Annotated in this window: 10 protein-coding genes; 4 read left to right on the forward strand and 6 right to left on the reverse strand. The window is 61.3% G+C overall.

All coding sequences use genetic code 11. The annotated features are described in order from the left end of the window. Position 1: 1 nt before the first annotated feature. From ACMQ11_RS07150 to ACMQ11_RS07165, 4 genes are all read right to left on the reverse strand, one after another. Positions 2-1,459 carry an aminoacyl-histidine dipeptidase gene (locus ACMQ11_RS07150; protein ID WP_418992079.1) on the reverse strand — a complete coding sequence of 486 codons (1,458 nt, stop codon included), beginning with the start codon at positions 1,457-1,459 and terminating at the stop codon, positions 2-4. A 3-nt stretch (positions 1,460-1,462) separates the two neighbouring features. After that, positions 1,463-2,458 (reverse strand): PhoH family protein, encoded by a 996-nt coding sequence (locus tag ACMQ11_RS07155; RefSeq protein ID WP_418992080.1) that lies wholly within the window; start codon positions 2,456-2,458, stop codon positions 1,463-1,465. A 3-nt stretch (positions 2,459-2,461) separates the two neighbouring features. After that, positions 2,462-3,055 (reverse strand): porin family protein, encoded by a 594-nt coding sequence (locus ACMQ11_RS07160; protein WP_418992081.1) that lies wholly within the window; start codon positions 3,053-3,055, stop codon positions 2,462-2,464. A 354-nt stretch (positions 3,056-3,409) separates the two neighbouring features. Further along, complete coding sequence (locus ACMQ11_RS07165) at positions 3,410-4,558, reverse strand: MFS transporter (protein ID WP_418992082.1); 1,149 nt, start codon at positions 4,556-4,558, stop codon at positions 3,410-3,412. Positions 4,559-4,766: 208 nt separating this feature from the next. On the opposite strand from ACMQ11_RS07165, the gene ACMQ11_RS07170 reads away from it, so the two are divergent. From ACMQ11_RS07170 to ACMQ11_RS07185, 4 genes are all read left to right on the forward strand, one after another. Further along, complete coding sequence (locus ACMQ11_RS07170) at positions 4,767-6,869, forward strand: cation:proton antiporter (protein WP_418992083.1); 2,103 nt, start codon at positions 4,767-4,769, stop codon at positions 6,867-6,869. 138 nt (positions 6,870-7,007) lie between these two features. Next, positions 7,008-8,312, forward strand: a complete 1,305-nt coding sequence (gene der / locus ACMQ11_RS07175; RefSeq protein WP_418992084.1) for a ribosome biogenesis GTPase Der — start codon at positions 7,008-7,010, stop codon at positions 8,310-8,312. Positions 8,313-8,822: 510 nt separating this feature from the next. Beyond that, the gene (locus ACMQ11_RS07180) at positions 8,823-10,148 is read left to right on the forward strand and encodes a hypothetical protein (RefSeq protein WP_418992085.1); all 1,326 of its coding nucleotides are present in this window, start codon (positions 8,823-8,825) and stop codon (positions 10,146-10,148) included. Positions 10,149-10,171: 23 nt separating this feature from the next. Continuing rightward, positions 10,172-11,257, forward strand: a complete 1,086-nt coding sequence (locus tag ACMQ11_RS07185) for a trypsin-like peptidase domain-containing protein (protein ID WP_418992086.1) — start codon at positions 10,172-10,174, stop codon at positions 11,255-11,257. A 29-nt stretch (positions 11,258-11,286) separates the two neighbouring features. Here ACMQ11_RS07185 and ACMQ11_RS07190 read toward each other — a convergent pair whose 3' ends face one another. Together ACMQ11_RS07190 and ACMQ11_RS07195 are read right to left on the reverse strand one after the other, a co-directional pair. After that, positions 11,287-14,049: an outer membrane beta-barrel protein gene (locus ACMQ11_RS07190; protein WP_418992087.1), complete on the reverse strand. Its 2,763-nt coding sequence runs from the start codon at positions 14,047-14,049 to the stop codon at positions 11,287-11,289. A gap of 136 nt (positions 14,050-14,185) precedes the next feature. Next, complete coding sequence (locus ACMQ11_RS07195) at positions 14,186-14,548, reverse strand: carboxypeptidase-like regulatory domain-containing protein (protein ID WP_418992088.1); 363 nt, start codon at positions 14,546-14,548, stop codon at positions 14,186-14,188. Positions 14,549-15,073: the final 525 nt, after the last annotated feature.

The following is a 15,073-nucleotide window of genomic DNA, read 5'->3' on the forward strand; positions in this document are numbered from 1 at the left end:
GTTACTTTTTAGGTATGTTCCCGAGCGTCCGGATGAGAAAATCGTAGAATTTGGCGACCGAAGCGATCTCGACTTTCTCGTCGGGCGAGTGGGGGTAGCAGATCGTCGGGCCGAACGAGATCATGTCCAGCGCGGGGTAGTTGCTGCCGATGATGCCGCACTCCAGGCCGGCGTGGATAGCCGTCACGGCGGGTTTCACGCCGTACAACTGCTCGTAGGAGGCGGTCATGGCGGCCAGGATGGGAGACTGCATGTCGGGATTCCAGCCGTTGTAGCTGCCCGAAAGTTCGGTGCGGGCCCCGGCCAGCGAGAAGAGGGCGGCGATGGCCTCGCCGAGCGCCTCCTTTTCGGAGTTGACCGAGCTGCGCAGCAGGCTCTGGAGCTTGACGCTGCTGCCGTCGGAGACCACCCTCGCCAGGTTGGTCGAGGTCTGGACGAGGCCGGGCATCGCAACCGACATTTTCTGCACCCCGTCGGGGCAGGCGGCCACGGCTTTCACGAGGCGGCCGGCCACCTCCGCGGGGAGCATTTCCGTGGGGCGGTCGCACCGCTCGACGGTGATAGAGATCGAATCCTCGACCTCGGCGTACTCCGCCCGGATGGTCCGCTCGTAGGCTTCGAGGGCTGCGGCCAATTTTTCGTAGTCGCCCGTGGCCACCAGCACGACGGCCTGGGCTTCGCGCGGAATGGCGTTGCGCAGCCCGCCCCCATCGACCGAGGCGAGGAGCAGATCGCACGGCGCAGTGTTCAGGAAGCGGAACAGCACCTTGTTGGCGTTGGCCCGCTGGCAGACGATCTGGATGCCCGAGTGGCCGCCCTTGAGCCCCTTGACAGCGATCCGGGCGGCGGTCCAATCACCCGCCGGAACGGGCTGTGCGGCGTAGTCGAACGTCGTGTTCGCATCGAGCCCGCCTGCGCAGCCCACGTAGAGTTCGCCCTCGGTCTCGGAGTCGAGGTTCAGGAGGATGTCCCCTTTGAGCAGCCCCTTTTCCAGCCCGAACGCCCCGTCCATGCCGGTCTCTTCGGTAGCCGTAAAGAGCGCTTCGAGCGGTCCGTGGACCAGCGTGTCGTCCTCGAGCACGGCCAGGATCGCTGCGGCGCCGATGCCGTTGTCGGCCCCGAGCGTCGTGCCGTCGGCCGTCACCCAGGCGCCGTCGATGCAGGCGTCGATGGGGTCTTTCTCGAAATCGAACACCTTGTCGTTGTTCTTCTGCGGCACCATGTCGAGGTGGGCCTGGAGAACGACCCCCTTGCGGTCCTCCATCCCCGCCGAGGCGGGTTTGCGGACGTAGATGTTGTGCGCCGCATCCTCGCGGCACTCGAGCCCTTTCGAGCGGGCGAAATCGAGGACGTAGGCGCGGATTTGCTCCTCGTGCGACGAGGGGCGCGGGATGCGCACGATCCGTGCGAAATGTTTCCAAACGAGCGACGGCTTCAAAGCCGCTAAATTTCTGTCCATGTTTTATTCGGTTTTAGGGTTGTTCGTTTCGTATGGGGTAGCAGGGCTCTCTGCGGCATAGCGGTCGAACGCCTCGACGATGTGTTTGACCAGCCGGTGGCGCACAATGTCGCGCTTGTCGAACTCCACCGCGCCGATGCCTTTCACGCCGTGCAGAATCTCCATCGCCCGCACCAGGCCGCTGTCCGACTTGCGCGGCAGGTCGATCTGCGTCACGTCGCCCGTGACGATGAAGCGCGCGTTGCGGCCCATGCGCGTGAGGAACATCTTGATCTGCGAGAGGGTGGTGTTCTGCGCCTCATCCAGGATGACGAACGCATTGTCCAATGTGCGGCCGCGCATGTAGGCCAGCGGCGCGATCTGCACGGTGCCCTCCTCGAGGTATTTCTGCAACTTGGCAGGCGGGATCATGTCGTTCAGGGCGTCGTAGAGAGGTTGCAGGTAGGGGTCGAGCTTCTCCTTCATGTCGCCGGGCAGGAAACCCAGCTTCTCGCCCGCCTCGACGGCCGGGCGCGTGAGGATGATGCGGCGCACCTGCTTCTCCTTCAGAGCCCGCACGGCCAGAGCGATGGCCGTATAGGTCTTGCCCGTCCCGGCGGGCCCTACGGCGAACAGCAGGTCGTTCGTGTCGTAAAACTCGACCAGCCGCTGCTGGTTGACCGTGCGGGCGCGGATGATGTTGCCGCCGTTGCCGTAGACGATCACGTCCTTGTCCACGGGTGCCTCCTGCGGCGCATCGGCCCCGGCGAACGACTGGTCGACGACCTCCGCGGAGATGTGTCCGTATTTGAGGTAGTAGGCCACCAGCCCCGCGAGGCGCTTTTCGAAGCGCGCCACGCCCGCCTCCGATCCGAGCACCTTGAGCGAAGAGCCGCGGGCGATGATCTTCAAATGGGGGTTGAGCGACTTGATCCTTTCGAGCCAGGCGTTCTGCGGCCCGTACAGCTCGCGGGGGTCGACGCCCTCGACCGGCAGCTCCTTTCCGACTTCCTCCGTCATACGCTAAAAGAGGTAGCCGAAGCTGAGCGCCACGTTGTACGAACGGAGTTTGTCGAGCCGCGAGCCGTCGGGCAGCACCACGTCGTGCTTCGAGCGGAACTGGCCGTTGTAGCGCAGGTCGATCAAGAGGTGCCGCATGAGCACCACGCCGGCGCCCACGGTGTAGGACATGGTGGGGCGCACGCGGCCGAAATCCAGCAGATCGCCGCCCGATTTCTGCTTGCTGTCGTTCATCACCGTGAAGACCGGGCCGGCGTAGATGCGCACCGGGCGCAGCAGCCTCAGCGACACGAGCACCGGCACGTCGATCGAGTTGGATTTGAGGTTGATCTCCTTTTGGCCCTCGGGACGGATGCGCAGGCCCTGCCGCACGTAGAGAATCTGCGGCTCGAGGGCGAAAGCGCCGAAATCGACGGCTGTCAGGATGCCCGCCTGCCAGCCGAGCTTGTTCTTCACGTCGGCGCTTTTCATGTTGGTCGTGTAGTCGGGGACGTTGATACCGCCCACGACGCCCCACTCCACCCGGGTGCGGGGACGCTGCGCGAAAGAGGCGCTCACCGAAGCCGCCAGCAGCAAGGTCAGAATAATTTTTCGCATATTTTTCGATTCAAAATTCATCATCATCATTTTTCAAGGCCGCGGGCGTAAGACGCCCGTTTATGGGCGGTAGCCGGTCGAGACGCTTTCAACCCGGTTCTGCGCTCCCAGATTTTCGCAGGCCGCAACCAGCGGAGGCTGCCTGAGCCGTAGGGCGAAAGTGCAGTCCTCCGCCCGGGGTGGCTGCGGACTGCCGCCGCCCGAGGCGGCGCAATACAGTCAGCGGAAGATTCCCCGCATCCGTTCGGAATGACATTTCACCTTAACACCATTAACCCGCCTAAAGGCGGCTTGACTTTGCTCCCGCTCGGCAGAGCCCGCAAGCGGTCTCTGCTACTCGCTTACCCGCAAAGTTCACCTTTCACCTAAGCGGAAGCTCGCCCACAGCATATACCCCACCAACACGGCCACGTAGAGCATCCCCAGGTGCGGATTGCCCGTCGCGCGGATGATCGCCCCGCAGACCGGGCCCGAGAGGGCGCCGGCCGAGATGGCCATGATCATCAGCCCGGCCACGCCGTTGGCCCGCTCGGGTTCGGCCTTGGTCGCCACGGCGTAGAAAGTCGCAAAGACGCAGGCCATGGCGAAACCCAACAGCCCGATGGCGGCATAGATCGCCCACTCGCTTCGGATGAAGAGCAGCGCGACGGTCAGCACCAGCGCCCCGGCCATGTTCCAGCCGAGGTATTTGAGGTCGGAGTAGCGCGCCAGCACCCAGGCCCCGACGAGCGTGCCGACGATCCGGCAGGCATAGAACCCCGTGGTGGTGAGGATCGACGAGGGGTTGTCGATCAGCCGCACCGAGAGAAAGCCCACGCCCACGTCGGCGGCGATGAACGCGGCCACGCCCAGCGTCGAGAGCAGCACCGCGCGGTTGCCCAGCAGCCGGAAACAGTCCAGCGCCCCCGCGGCGCGTTCGGTTCGTTCGGGTTCGGCCACCTCCGTCAGCTGCAACCACACTCCGCCCGCAACAGTAAGCCCCGCATAGATCGGCAGCAGCAGCCGCCACGAGCCGGTCCAGGCCACCAGCAGGGTGACCAGCGGGGCCACGAGAAGCAGCGAGCAGTTGCGGAAAATCTGCCCCACCGTCAGGTAGCTGGTCATCCGCTCCGCGGGAACGATCGTGGCCAGCAGCGGGTTGACGGCCACCTGCACGACGGTGTTGCCGATACCGAGCAGTCCGAAGCCCGCGAAATACCACCCCAGCGAGCACCCCCGGCCCGCGGCGAACGGGACCAGCAGGCCGACCACCGTGAACGCATAGCCCAACAGGGCGGTGCGCTTGCGGCCCCAGCGGTTCATCAGCGCCGCCACGGGGGTCGAAAGCACCAGAAACCACAGGAAGACCATCGTCGGCAGAAAGCTCACGGCCGCCTGCCGTGCGGGTCCGAATTCCGCGGCGATGCGGCCCGAGATCGGCGCCACCATGTCGCAGAAACCCATGATGAAGAACCCCGCAAGGACGGGCGCCAAAAGGCGTTTATCGACTTTTTGAACGTTCATTGCACGCATATATCCGGTCAAAGTTACATTTTTTTGCGGGAATCCCCGCAGGCGGGCCGAAAAATTTTAACCTCCGCCGCGCGGGGCGACGCGCCCGGTCCGCAACGCCCGCCCGGCGGCCCTAACGGATCATTTCGCCGTTTTCACCCGCCGGGACACGCGCGGTTCCGCAATTTTTTCCTATTTTTGCAGTCACAAACCCCCGTGCATGACTCAGCTTCTCGCCCACATCCCCGTCACCCTGCCGCTCGAAGACCCCATCCTCAAATTCATGCTCATCATGGCTATCGTGCTGGGCGCCCCGCTCCTCCTGAACCGGCTCAAGATACCCTACCTCCTGGGGCTGATCATCGCCGGAGCGGTGATCGGACCCCACGGGCTGAATCTGGTGCTGCGCGACAGCAGCATCATCCTCTCGGGAACGGCCGGCCTGCTGTACATCATGTTCCTCTCGGGGCTGGAGATGGACATGGCCGATTTCAAGCGCAACGGGTGGCGCAGCCTCGTATTCGGGCTCTACACGTTCTCCGTGCCGATGCTCTTCGGCATGCTGGCCGGGTACTACATCCTGGGCTACTCCATCTACTCCTCGATCCTGCTGGCCGGGCTCTTCGCCTCGCAGACCCTGATCGCCTACCCCATCGTCAGCCGCCTGGGAATCACGCGCGACAAGGCCGTCACCATCGCCGTGGGCGGCACGATCATCACGGACATTCTGGCGCTGATGGTGCTCACCGTGATCGTCGGACTCTCGACCGGCAGCGCCGACAGCGCGTTCTGGTACCGGCTCGGCATTTCGGTCGCGGTGTGCGTCGGGGTCATCCTCTTTCTCTTCCCCGTGGTCGGCCACTGGTTCTTCAAGCGCTCGTCGGACAGCGTCTCGCAGTACGTCTTCGTCCTGGTGATGGTCTTCCTGGGGGCCTACCTCGCCCAGCTGGCCGGGCTGGAGCCGATCATCGGCGCGTTCCTCGCGGGGCTGGCCATGAACCGGCTCATTCCCCGCACCTCGCCCCTGATGAACCGCATCGAGTTCGTCGGCAACGCCATCTTCATTCCGTTCTTTCTGATCGGCGTGGGCATGCTCATCGACTACCGGGCGTTCTTCAAGAACTGGGAGACGGTCGAGGTCAGCGCCGTGATGATCGTGCTGGTCACGGCGGCCAAGTACATCGCCGCGGTGCTTACGCAAAAGACGTTCCGTCTTTCGCGCGACCAGCGTACGGTGATCTTCGGACTGAGCTCGGCGCACGTGGCCGCCACGCTGGCCGCCGTAATGGTCGGATATAACGTCGTCCTGGGCCACACCCCCGAGGGCGAGCCGATCCGCCTTTTGGACGAGGCGATCCTCAACGGCACGATCCTGATGATCCTGGCCACCTGCACCGTCTCCACGTTCGCCACGCAGCGGGGCGCCCACAACATCGCCCTGCGGGGCGCGCAGCACGACCCGGAGCCCGGCACGGGCGAGCACGTGCTCGTCCCCGTCTCGCAAATGGGCACCATCGCCGACACGGTGGCGCTGGGCATCGCCCTAACCAAACAGAAGCACCGCAGCGTCTACGCCCTAAACGCCATCGACAACCGGCTCGACGATCCGGAGGTGAAAAAACACGCGCAGAAGCTCCTCGACACGGCCTGCTCGGCAGCCGCCGCAGCGGACATCCACCTGCACCGGCTGCTGCGCTACGACGTGAACATCGTCAACGCCATTCTCAGCGTGGTGCGCGAACGCAACATCACCGACCTGGTGCTCGAACTCCACGAGGAGCGGGCCTCCTCGCCCCTGAACGCCGCACTGCCGGGCGTGCTGGGCACCGGCACGATTCCGGCACTGGGCAAGAACATCCCGTCCGTGGTGGCCCAGTGCAACGTCACCACATTCGTCTACCGCCCCGCGCAGCCGCTTCCCACCGTCAAGCGCCACCTAGTCGCCGTGCCCCGCAAGGCCGAGCTGGAGGCGGGGTTCCAGGCGTGGCTGCTGCGCATCCGCCACCTGGCGCACGATACCGGAGCCAGGCTGATCTTCTATGCCACCGAACAGACCGTCGGTCACCTCAAAAGCAAGCGCCGCCGCGCCGACATCGCAGAATACGTCGCCTGGGAAAAGGGCTGGGAGCGCCTGCCCGAACTGCTCGGCGAAATCCGCCCCGACGACTGCATCTGGATCGTCATGAGCCGGCGCGACCGCATCTCCTACCACCCCGCGATGAGCCGCATCCCGGCCTATCTGGCCGAACATTTCCCCGCCAACAGCTACGTGCTGGTCTTCCCCGTACAGGCGGGCGATACCGAGAAGATGTATTTCGGATAGCGGCATGCGCCCCGCTTGGCGCACGCAGGCGGGACGGCTCCACGTGCGCTACGACCGTCGTAAATCGGGCACCCGAAGCGCGTCGGTTTTTTATTTCGGGGAATTTGCGCTATATTTGTCCTCAAAACAGCATCGAATATGAGTCTGGTAGCAATCGTGGGCCGTCCGAACGTCGGCAAAAGCACCCTTTTCAACCGCCTGGTAGGCCAGCGCAAAGCCATCGTGGATGCGACGGCCGGTACTACCCGCGACCGCCATTACGGCAAGACCGACTGGAACGGCAAGGAGTTCTCGGTGATCGACACGGGCGGATACACCGTCAATTCGGAGGACATCTTCGAAGATGAAATCCGCCGCCAGGTGTTGCTGGCCATCGACGAGGCCGACGTGATTCTCTTTCTGGTGGAGGTCCGGACCGGCATCACCGACCTGGACATGCTCATGGCCGACATCCTGCGCCGCACCTCGAAAAAGGTCATCCTCGTCTGCAACAAGGTCGACAACAACGACCAGATTTACTCTTCGCACGAGTTCTACGCCCTCGGGCTGGGCGACCCCTACTGCATCTCGTCCATGTCCGGCAGCGGCACGGGCGACCTGATGGACGCCATCCTCGAGGCACTGCCCGCCGAAACGCTCGCCGAGGAGGACGAAAACCTGCCCCACATCACCATCGTCGGTCGGCCCAATGTCGGCAAGTCGTCGATGACAAATGCCCTTTTGGGTGAGGAGCGCAACATCGTCACCTCGATTGCCGGGACCACACGCGACTCGATCCACACGCGCTACAACAAGTTCGGCATGGATTTCTACCTCGTCGACACGGCCGGCATGCGCAAGAAGGGCAAGACCATGGAGGACTTGGAGTTCTACTCGGTGATGCGCTCGATCCGCGCCATCGAGAATTCGGACGTCTGCATCCTGATGCTCGACGCGCAGCAGGGGCTCGAATCGCAGGACCTGAACATCCACAACCTGATCGTCCGCAACCGCAAGGGGTGCGTGATCGTGGTCAACAAGTGGGATTTGATCGAGAAAGAGAGCAATACGATGAAGGAGTGGACCGAATTTCTCAAAAAGAAGCTGGCGCCGTTCAACGACATTCCAATCATCTTCACCTCGGTCGTGACCAAACAGCGCATCTTCGAGGTGCTGCAAACGGCCATCCGCGTCTTCGAGGCGCGCAAACGCCGCATCCCCACCTCCGAATTGAACGATTTCCTGCTGCCCCTGATCGAGAATTACCCGCCCCCGGCCACCAAGGGCAAATACATCAAGATCAAATACGTGACCCAGCTGCCCACGCCCACGCCGCAGTTCGCGTTCTTCGTCAACCTGCCCCAGTACGTCCGCGAGCCCTACCGCCGTTTTCTGGAGAACAACATCCGCGGCCACTGGGATTTTTCGGGCGTGCCGATGCAGATCTATTTCCGGCAGAAATAAGTCTAAGGCCCGTCGTCACACCTCTTCCAGTCGTGCGGCCCGAAAAATCCGGTGCAGACAATCCCCCTGAATCCCCCTTTGAAAAGGGGGACTTACTTGGAACGGGCGTACCGATGCAAATCTATTTCCGGCAGAAATAAGTCTAAGGCCCGTCGTCACACCTCTTCCAGTCGTGCGGCCCGAAAAATCCGGTGCAGACAATCCCCTTGAATCCCCCTTTGAAAAGGGGGACTTGCCAGAACGGGAGTGCCCATGCAAATCTATCTATTTCCGGCAGAAATAAGGTTTTCGGGCCACGAAACAAGCGGAATAAACTGCAAGCAACTCACGCAATCCCTCGGGTTCTTTTTTCCGGCAGGCCTTAATGACAGCCCCTTTTCGAAGTCCAAACATGCCGCCGGCATCGGTTTCGGGCAAAAAACCGCACCGGAAAGTCCGCAGGCAGGGGACAATTCCACTTTTTTTTACTATATTTGTTTTTATTCGAATACCGTTTAAAACGAACATACCATGAAAATCGCACCCGCTTATACGGTTCCCGTGCTACGATCGACCGAGAGCACGACCCGCATGGAGACCTACGAGCAGAGCATCGAACGCTACAACGAGGGCCGACAACTCGAAGCGTTCCACCTTTTGCTGGACCACCTCAACCCGGAGTTCCGCACCCGCTACGGCAATGCCGACGGCACCGAGTTCCACATCCCCCACGGTTCGATCCTGGTCAACATCCTCATCCGCGACGGGCGGATCGAGTTCAGCGCCGATTTCCTCGAAATTCCCGCCAAAGGCCGCGTAGCGATGCTGCGCCAGGTCGCCGACCTGAACCTCAACCGCCTGATGCTGCCCCGCTTCCGCAAGGAGGGCGACCGGCTCAGGATGGAGTACGCATGCGCCCTGTCGCAGAGCCACCCCCACAAACTCTATTACGTCCTGCGCAACATCTGCCACGTGGGCGACCGCTACGACGACGAGTTCTGCACCAAGTTCGGTGCTGCGCGCTGCTACGAGCCCCGCATCAGGCCCTACCCCGCCGAGGAGGCCGAACGCATCTTCGGGGCCGTGCAGGCGACCTGCCGCGAGACGCTCGAGGCGACACGCGAATACGAAGCCGAACGCAAATACGGCTACGCCTGGAACGTGGTCGACACGGCCTTTTACAAAATAGCCTATTTCGCCCACCCGCAGGGCCAGCTGATGAACGACCTCGAAAAGGCCGTGGACGACATGGACCGGGAGCTGCCCACGGCCGAACTGGTCGCCAAGGGCAAGGCCTTTCTCGAACGCCTCGCGTCGATGCCGCGCGAGCAGATGCTCCGCGACCTCTATTACGTCGATACGCTCGTCTCGACCAAACAGCGCTCGTCGCTGGGCAATGTGCAGGAAAATTTCAAGGAGGTCTATCAGGAGGCTACCGAAGCCATCCAGGTCAACAATTTCGAGCGCAGTGCCGTGCGCATTCTCTACAAGTTCTACGAGATGTATTTCTACAACGACGTGCAGGACGACCTGAACGCCGTCGTGGCACGGGCGCTGGAGCGTTCGGCCGGGAAACCGATGGAAGAGGCCTCGGGGATTCTCTACGAGGCGCTCGGCAACATCATGGACGGCGACCTGGACACAGACGACGACCCGACGGAGCTCCTGTCGTCGGAAGCGGGCCAGGAGGCCGTACGGCAGGCGCAGGAGGCCGCCTCGGCGCTGGCGGGAGAGGTGGCCGACATGCAGACCCGGATGCAGGAGGCGATGGCGCGGGGCGACATGGCCGAATACATGCGGCTGGCCACCGAGTTCCAGCAGAAGATGATGGAGCAGGTCATGAAACAAAACCGATAACGGAACGTAATAAAGCGGATAAAATGGAACAGAACAACCTGTACCGGCTGGTATTCAAGGTCACGCATACGGGCGGCTCCGGCAGCTGCTTCTACCTGAAGCAGTACGACCTTTTCGTCACGAACTACCATGTGGTCGAGGGCTTCCGCACGGTGGCCGTACACGACAACGACCGCAACCCCTACGAGGCGCGCGTGGTGGTGGTCAACCCCGAGTCGGACCTGGCGCTGCTGGCCGTCGATGGGGACTTTTCGGCGCTGCCCGAACTGGAGATCGCGGCCGACGATTCGCTCGAGATCGGCCGCAAGATCTACGTGGCGGGCTACCCCTATGGCATGCCTTTCACCGTCACCGAAGGGTCGGTATCGGCACCCCGGCAGCTGTTGAACGGCAAGTACTATATTCAGACCGACGCCGCGGTCAACCCCGGCAATTCGGGCGGCCCGATGCTCGATGAGGCGGGCCGCGTGGTCGGCGTGACGGTCAGCAAGATCACGCAGGCCGACAACATGGGATTCGGCATCCGCGTCGAGACGCTGCGCAAGCTGCTGGAGTCGGCCGCGGAGTTGGACCGCACGCTTTTTCAAGTGCAGTGCGGCAGCTGCGACTCGCTGATCGCCGAGGAGGAGGAGGAGTTCTGCCCCTCGTGCGGAGACAAACTGCCCGAGGGGGTGTTCGATGAACGGGAGCAGTCGCCGCTGGGAGCCTTTGTCGAGAGCGCGATCCGGCAGATGGGCATCAACCCCGTACTGGCGCGCGACGGCTACGACGCCTGGCTGTTCCACAAGGGCAGCTCCGAAATACGCATCTTCGTTTACGACGGCAACTACCTCTTCGCAACCTCGCCGATCAACCTGCTGCCCAAAAAGGAGGTCGAGCCTGTGCTCGACTACATGCTCTCGGAGGATTTCGGCCCCTACAAACTGGGGATCGAGGGGCGGCAGATCTACATCGCCTACCGCATCCACCTCTCGGACATCACCGACGAGTCGGAGGACGAAATCCGGCAGCATATCGTCGGCCTGGCCCTGCGCGCCGACGAGATGGACAACATGCTGGTGGAGCGTTTCGGCTGCGAATTCTCGGAGTACTCCAAAGCCGGGGCCTGAGCCGGAGGGTTACCCCGAAAAGGGAGGCGCTATTTTTCGACGCTTCCGTCCTTTACGGAACGGTTAGACACCCCGGACCACGATTTGTTGAACTTGTAGGCGATATTGAAAGTGAAATAGCGACCGAAAGAGCGGGTCCACGTATTCTGGACATAGTCCGAATACATGGCCGTTTTATACCCCGAATTGCGGTTCAGCAGATCGTAGGCCGTGAAACTCAGGTCGCCCCTGCGTTTGAAGAACTTGCACCCGACGGCCAGGTTGAGAATCTGGTTGTCGAGGTCGTAACCGTTGCTGCCGTAACGCCTGTGATACGAGAGGCTGTAAGTGGCATCGACATAGAAATATTTGCAGATATCGATCAGTCGGGTATTCGCCCAGGCCCCCTGCTGGAAATAGCGGTCGTCCTGCCCGACGGTGTTGCGGGAGTAGATGTACGAACTCCTCGCACCCACCGTCAGACGAAAAGTGCGCGACGCGTCGACGCGCAGGTTCAGTTTGAGCTCGGGAGCGTAATTTCGGGTGCGGTTCAGGGCTTCGTCCACGAAAGAGGGGGTGTCGTTGTAAACGAAGAGGACATCGACCCCCAACTGCGACCGGAGTTTGCGCAGCGGCAGCACCAGCCGGACGCTGCCGTCGATCTGCCACAGACCGTTCACGTTTTCGTAGGTGGTGAGCGTACTCTGTGCCGGAGCGAGGTAATTCCACTCCGGCAGCAGGGTCTTTGCGGTGAAAAACCGGCGCTTGACGGCGATCAGACGATCCGTTTCCCGGATATTCAAAAGGATACTCAGACTGTTGTTGGCTTTCCCGAACAGGGTGGTGAACTGCCCGATGATCGCGTGCGTGTAGCTCTGTCTGAGCCGTTGATTCCCGCCCACGAGCATGTAGGGATTCGCATCGTTCAACCGGGGACGCAGCTGCTCGACGGAGGGCAGTCGCGTCGAGGTCATGTAGGTAAGAACGAACAGACCGGTCAATCTGTTCAGGCTGAAATAGACGCTCGGCAGAAAAGCGTCGAACCGTTTGTCGTAGCGCCCGTCTTCGGGAAACCGCTCGTCGCGGTTGATCCCCGTGGTCGAGAAATCGGATTTCACGCCCAGGTTTCCGCCGATATTCGGGAAACAGAGATTCAATTCGACGGTTGCCTTGTGCGTCGTATAGTCGTTGGTGAAATCGTAGGTGTTGGTCGTGTCGATCAGGGCATGCTGCGCATCGGAGAGATCGAGCCAGGTCTGCTTGCGGCGGCTCTTGTCCCAGACGAACGAATAGCCGATATTAAGTTTCGAGGCTTTCTCCTGCGAGAGGTTTATTCCGGTCGAAACATCGACCGTCGCCTTGCGGCTCAGTCCGTCGGATGAGGATCGGAGCTCGCGCCGCGTAGCCGTCGAGGTAAGCGTGTCGGTACGGAAGCCCCGGCCGTCGCTGTTGGAAGCATCGAAAGTCGCAGCAACATTAAAATTCCTGTGCCGGATCGACAACTTGTCGGAAATATCATAGGGGGTGCTCCGTTTGTCGAAATGGCGCGTCCGGCCTCCGACGGGCGCTCCGCCGTCGACGATACTGGCGTAGGAACGGCTGCCGTCGCTCCATTCGTCCGCAAAGCGCATCCGGTGATCGAAAAGGAACAGTCTGCTCGAAGAGAACCCGACCGTCGCCGCATGGTAGCGGGTGGTCCGGTCGTTGCGCACGGTGTCGCCATAGAGCCGGGAATCGTACTCCGCCGAGGGGAAATAGGTTTGCTGCGTCCGGTTTTCCGAACGGGAGTAATCATCGCCGTAGGTGTAAGAGGCCTTGAGCGTGGTTTCCGCCCCTTCGTAGCGTACGTTTTTCCAGTTCTTTTCCGCTCCGGCATTCGCGTATGTCGTCCTATCGTAGGAGGACTTGGGGCTCTGAACGGCAATGATGTCCGCAATTTTATTGGACTTGCGATTGAGGTTGTTGAAGAAGACGTTGGTCGAAAGCAACAGATTTTCGGAAAAGAAATTGGCCGTGGCCCCGATCCCGTAACGGTCCCGTCCGCCCCGGTTCATGTCCGCCCCGTAACTGGCCAGGAAATGGCCGGTCGCGGCCTGAATCGGTTTGCGGCGGGTCTCGATATTGAAGACCCGCCGGGTCTGATCTCCTTTTCTGCGTTTGTGTTCGGGATCCTGCTCCACATACTCGTCGTACACCCGGATTTTCACCACGTCGTCGGCCAGCAGGTTTTGCAACGCCGCCATCGGGTCGCTGCCGAAAACGAGTTTGCCGTCGATATAGGTGCGGGCGATGTCCACCCCCATGACGCTTACGGCCTGCGTCGAGACCTGCATGCCCGGCAACTGCCCGATGATCGCCATCGTTTCGTCCCCTTCGAGCGTCCGCACGGCCGCGGGGTTATAGACCAGCGTATCCCCCTTGACCGTCAGCACCGGAATCTCCCCCTTGACCGACACTGCCTCCATTTCGTTCGAGGCTTCGTGCATCGTCACGTACGCTTGGGTCGTCTGACCGGGCACGATCTCGACCTCCCGGACAACGTCGTTGTAGGAGACGTGCGAAAAGTGGAGGGTGACACGCCCCGCGGCGATCCGGCGGAACAGAAAAGCACCCCTTACCGTCGTTGTATAGAGCGTGTCCCGCACCGTCCGGGCCTCGACCACCGCACCTTCGACGGATGTCATCGTTCCGTCCACACTCATCGGCGTCGACACGCTTCCGGCGAGCGTACCGTATTTCGGTTGGGCCGACAAGACCAGCGTATCGGCCAGGCAAGCCGACAAGAGCAGACCGTATTTGACCAAATTGTTCAAGCAGCAGTTTCAAGGCAATTCCGGCATCCGGATGATCGGACAAGGGACTTTGATTCCAGTTAAGGGAGAAACGGACATGCTGTTCGTTTCTCCCGATCGATTACGACGCGGTAATCCAGGGGAAAATACCGGCAGGTTAGAAAATTTCATCGATGGATTGTGTATCCGGGACCAAAACACCCTCTATCGAGCCTCCCCGAACCACGATTTCCAATGGCTTGTAACCGATAAATGTAAAAACGAGAATATCTCCCACATTACAGTAAATTGTAAAATTACCATCTGCATCCGTTACCGTTCCTACTGTTGAACCCTTTATCCGAATATTTACTCCGGGAATCCCATCTCCGTTCGAATCCGTTACCCGTCCTGTAACTTTAATTTGCTGGCTCACGCTGGCAGAAATTTCCGTTCCACGCATCTGCTGCGCATCTACGGTGTTGGAGAGGGCTGCCATTCCGAGGATAATTGCCAGCACAATCAATAGCGTCTTTTTCATAAAACCAAAATTTTGGATTAATAAATCATGTTTCCGAATGAATCGACTTGCGGTAGGAACTTGCGATAAAGATAAGCAAAAAACAAGAAATCTTACGTATCGCTTTGATTTTTTGATAGAAAATCGTTAGGAGGCCTTTCCAACGAGTTGCAGCCGGCCTCGGAATGTCTTACGCAACAGGGCCCCGTCCAAAAGGACGGGGCCCTGCGAAATGCTTCTCAGATCGGTTAATTGCCGGACGACTGCGGAGTTTCGCTGCCCGTAGCGCCACCGTCGTTGCCACCCTGCGGCTTCGGCCGGCGGTTGCGGCCGCCGCGATGACGGCGGCGGTCGCGCGTGCCGCGATTGCCCTCGCCCCGGCCCGAGGCGTGGTCGTTGTCGGGTACTGATGGCGTCGTTTCAGGCGCTGCGGATGCGGCAGAGGCTGCGGAGTCGTTGCGCCCGTCGCGGCCCCCACGGTTGCGGTCGCGGCCGCCTCGTCCCGAACCCCCACGGCCGGATGCACCCCGGCCCGAGCCGCCCGAA

This window comes from Alistipes sp. (assembly GCF_048465575.1).
Lineage (GTDB): Bacteria > Bacteroidota > Bacteroidia > Bacteroidales > Rikenellaceae > Alistipes.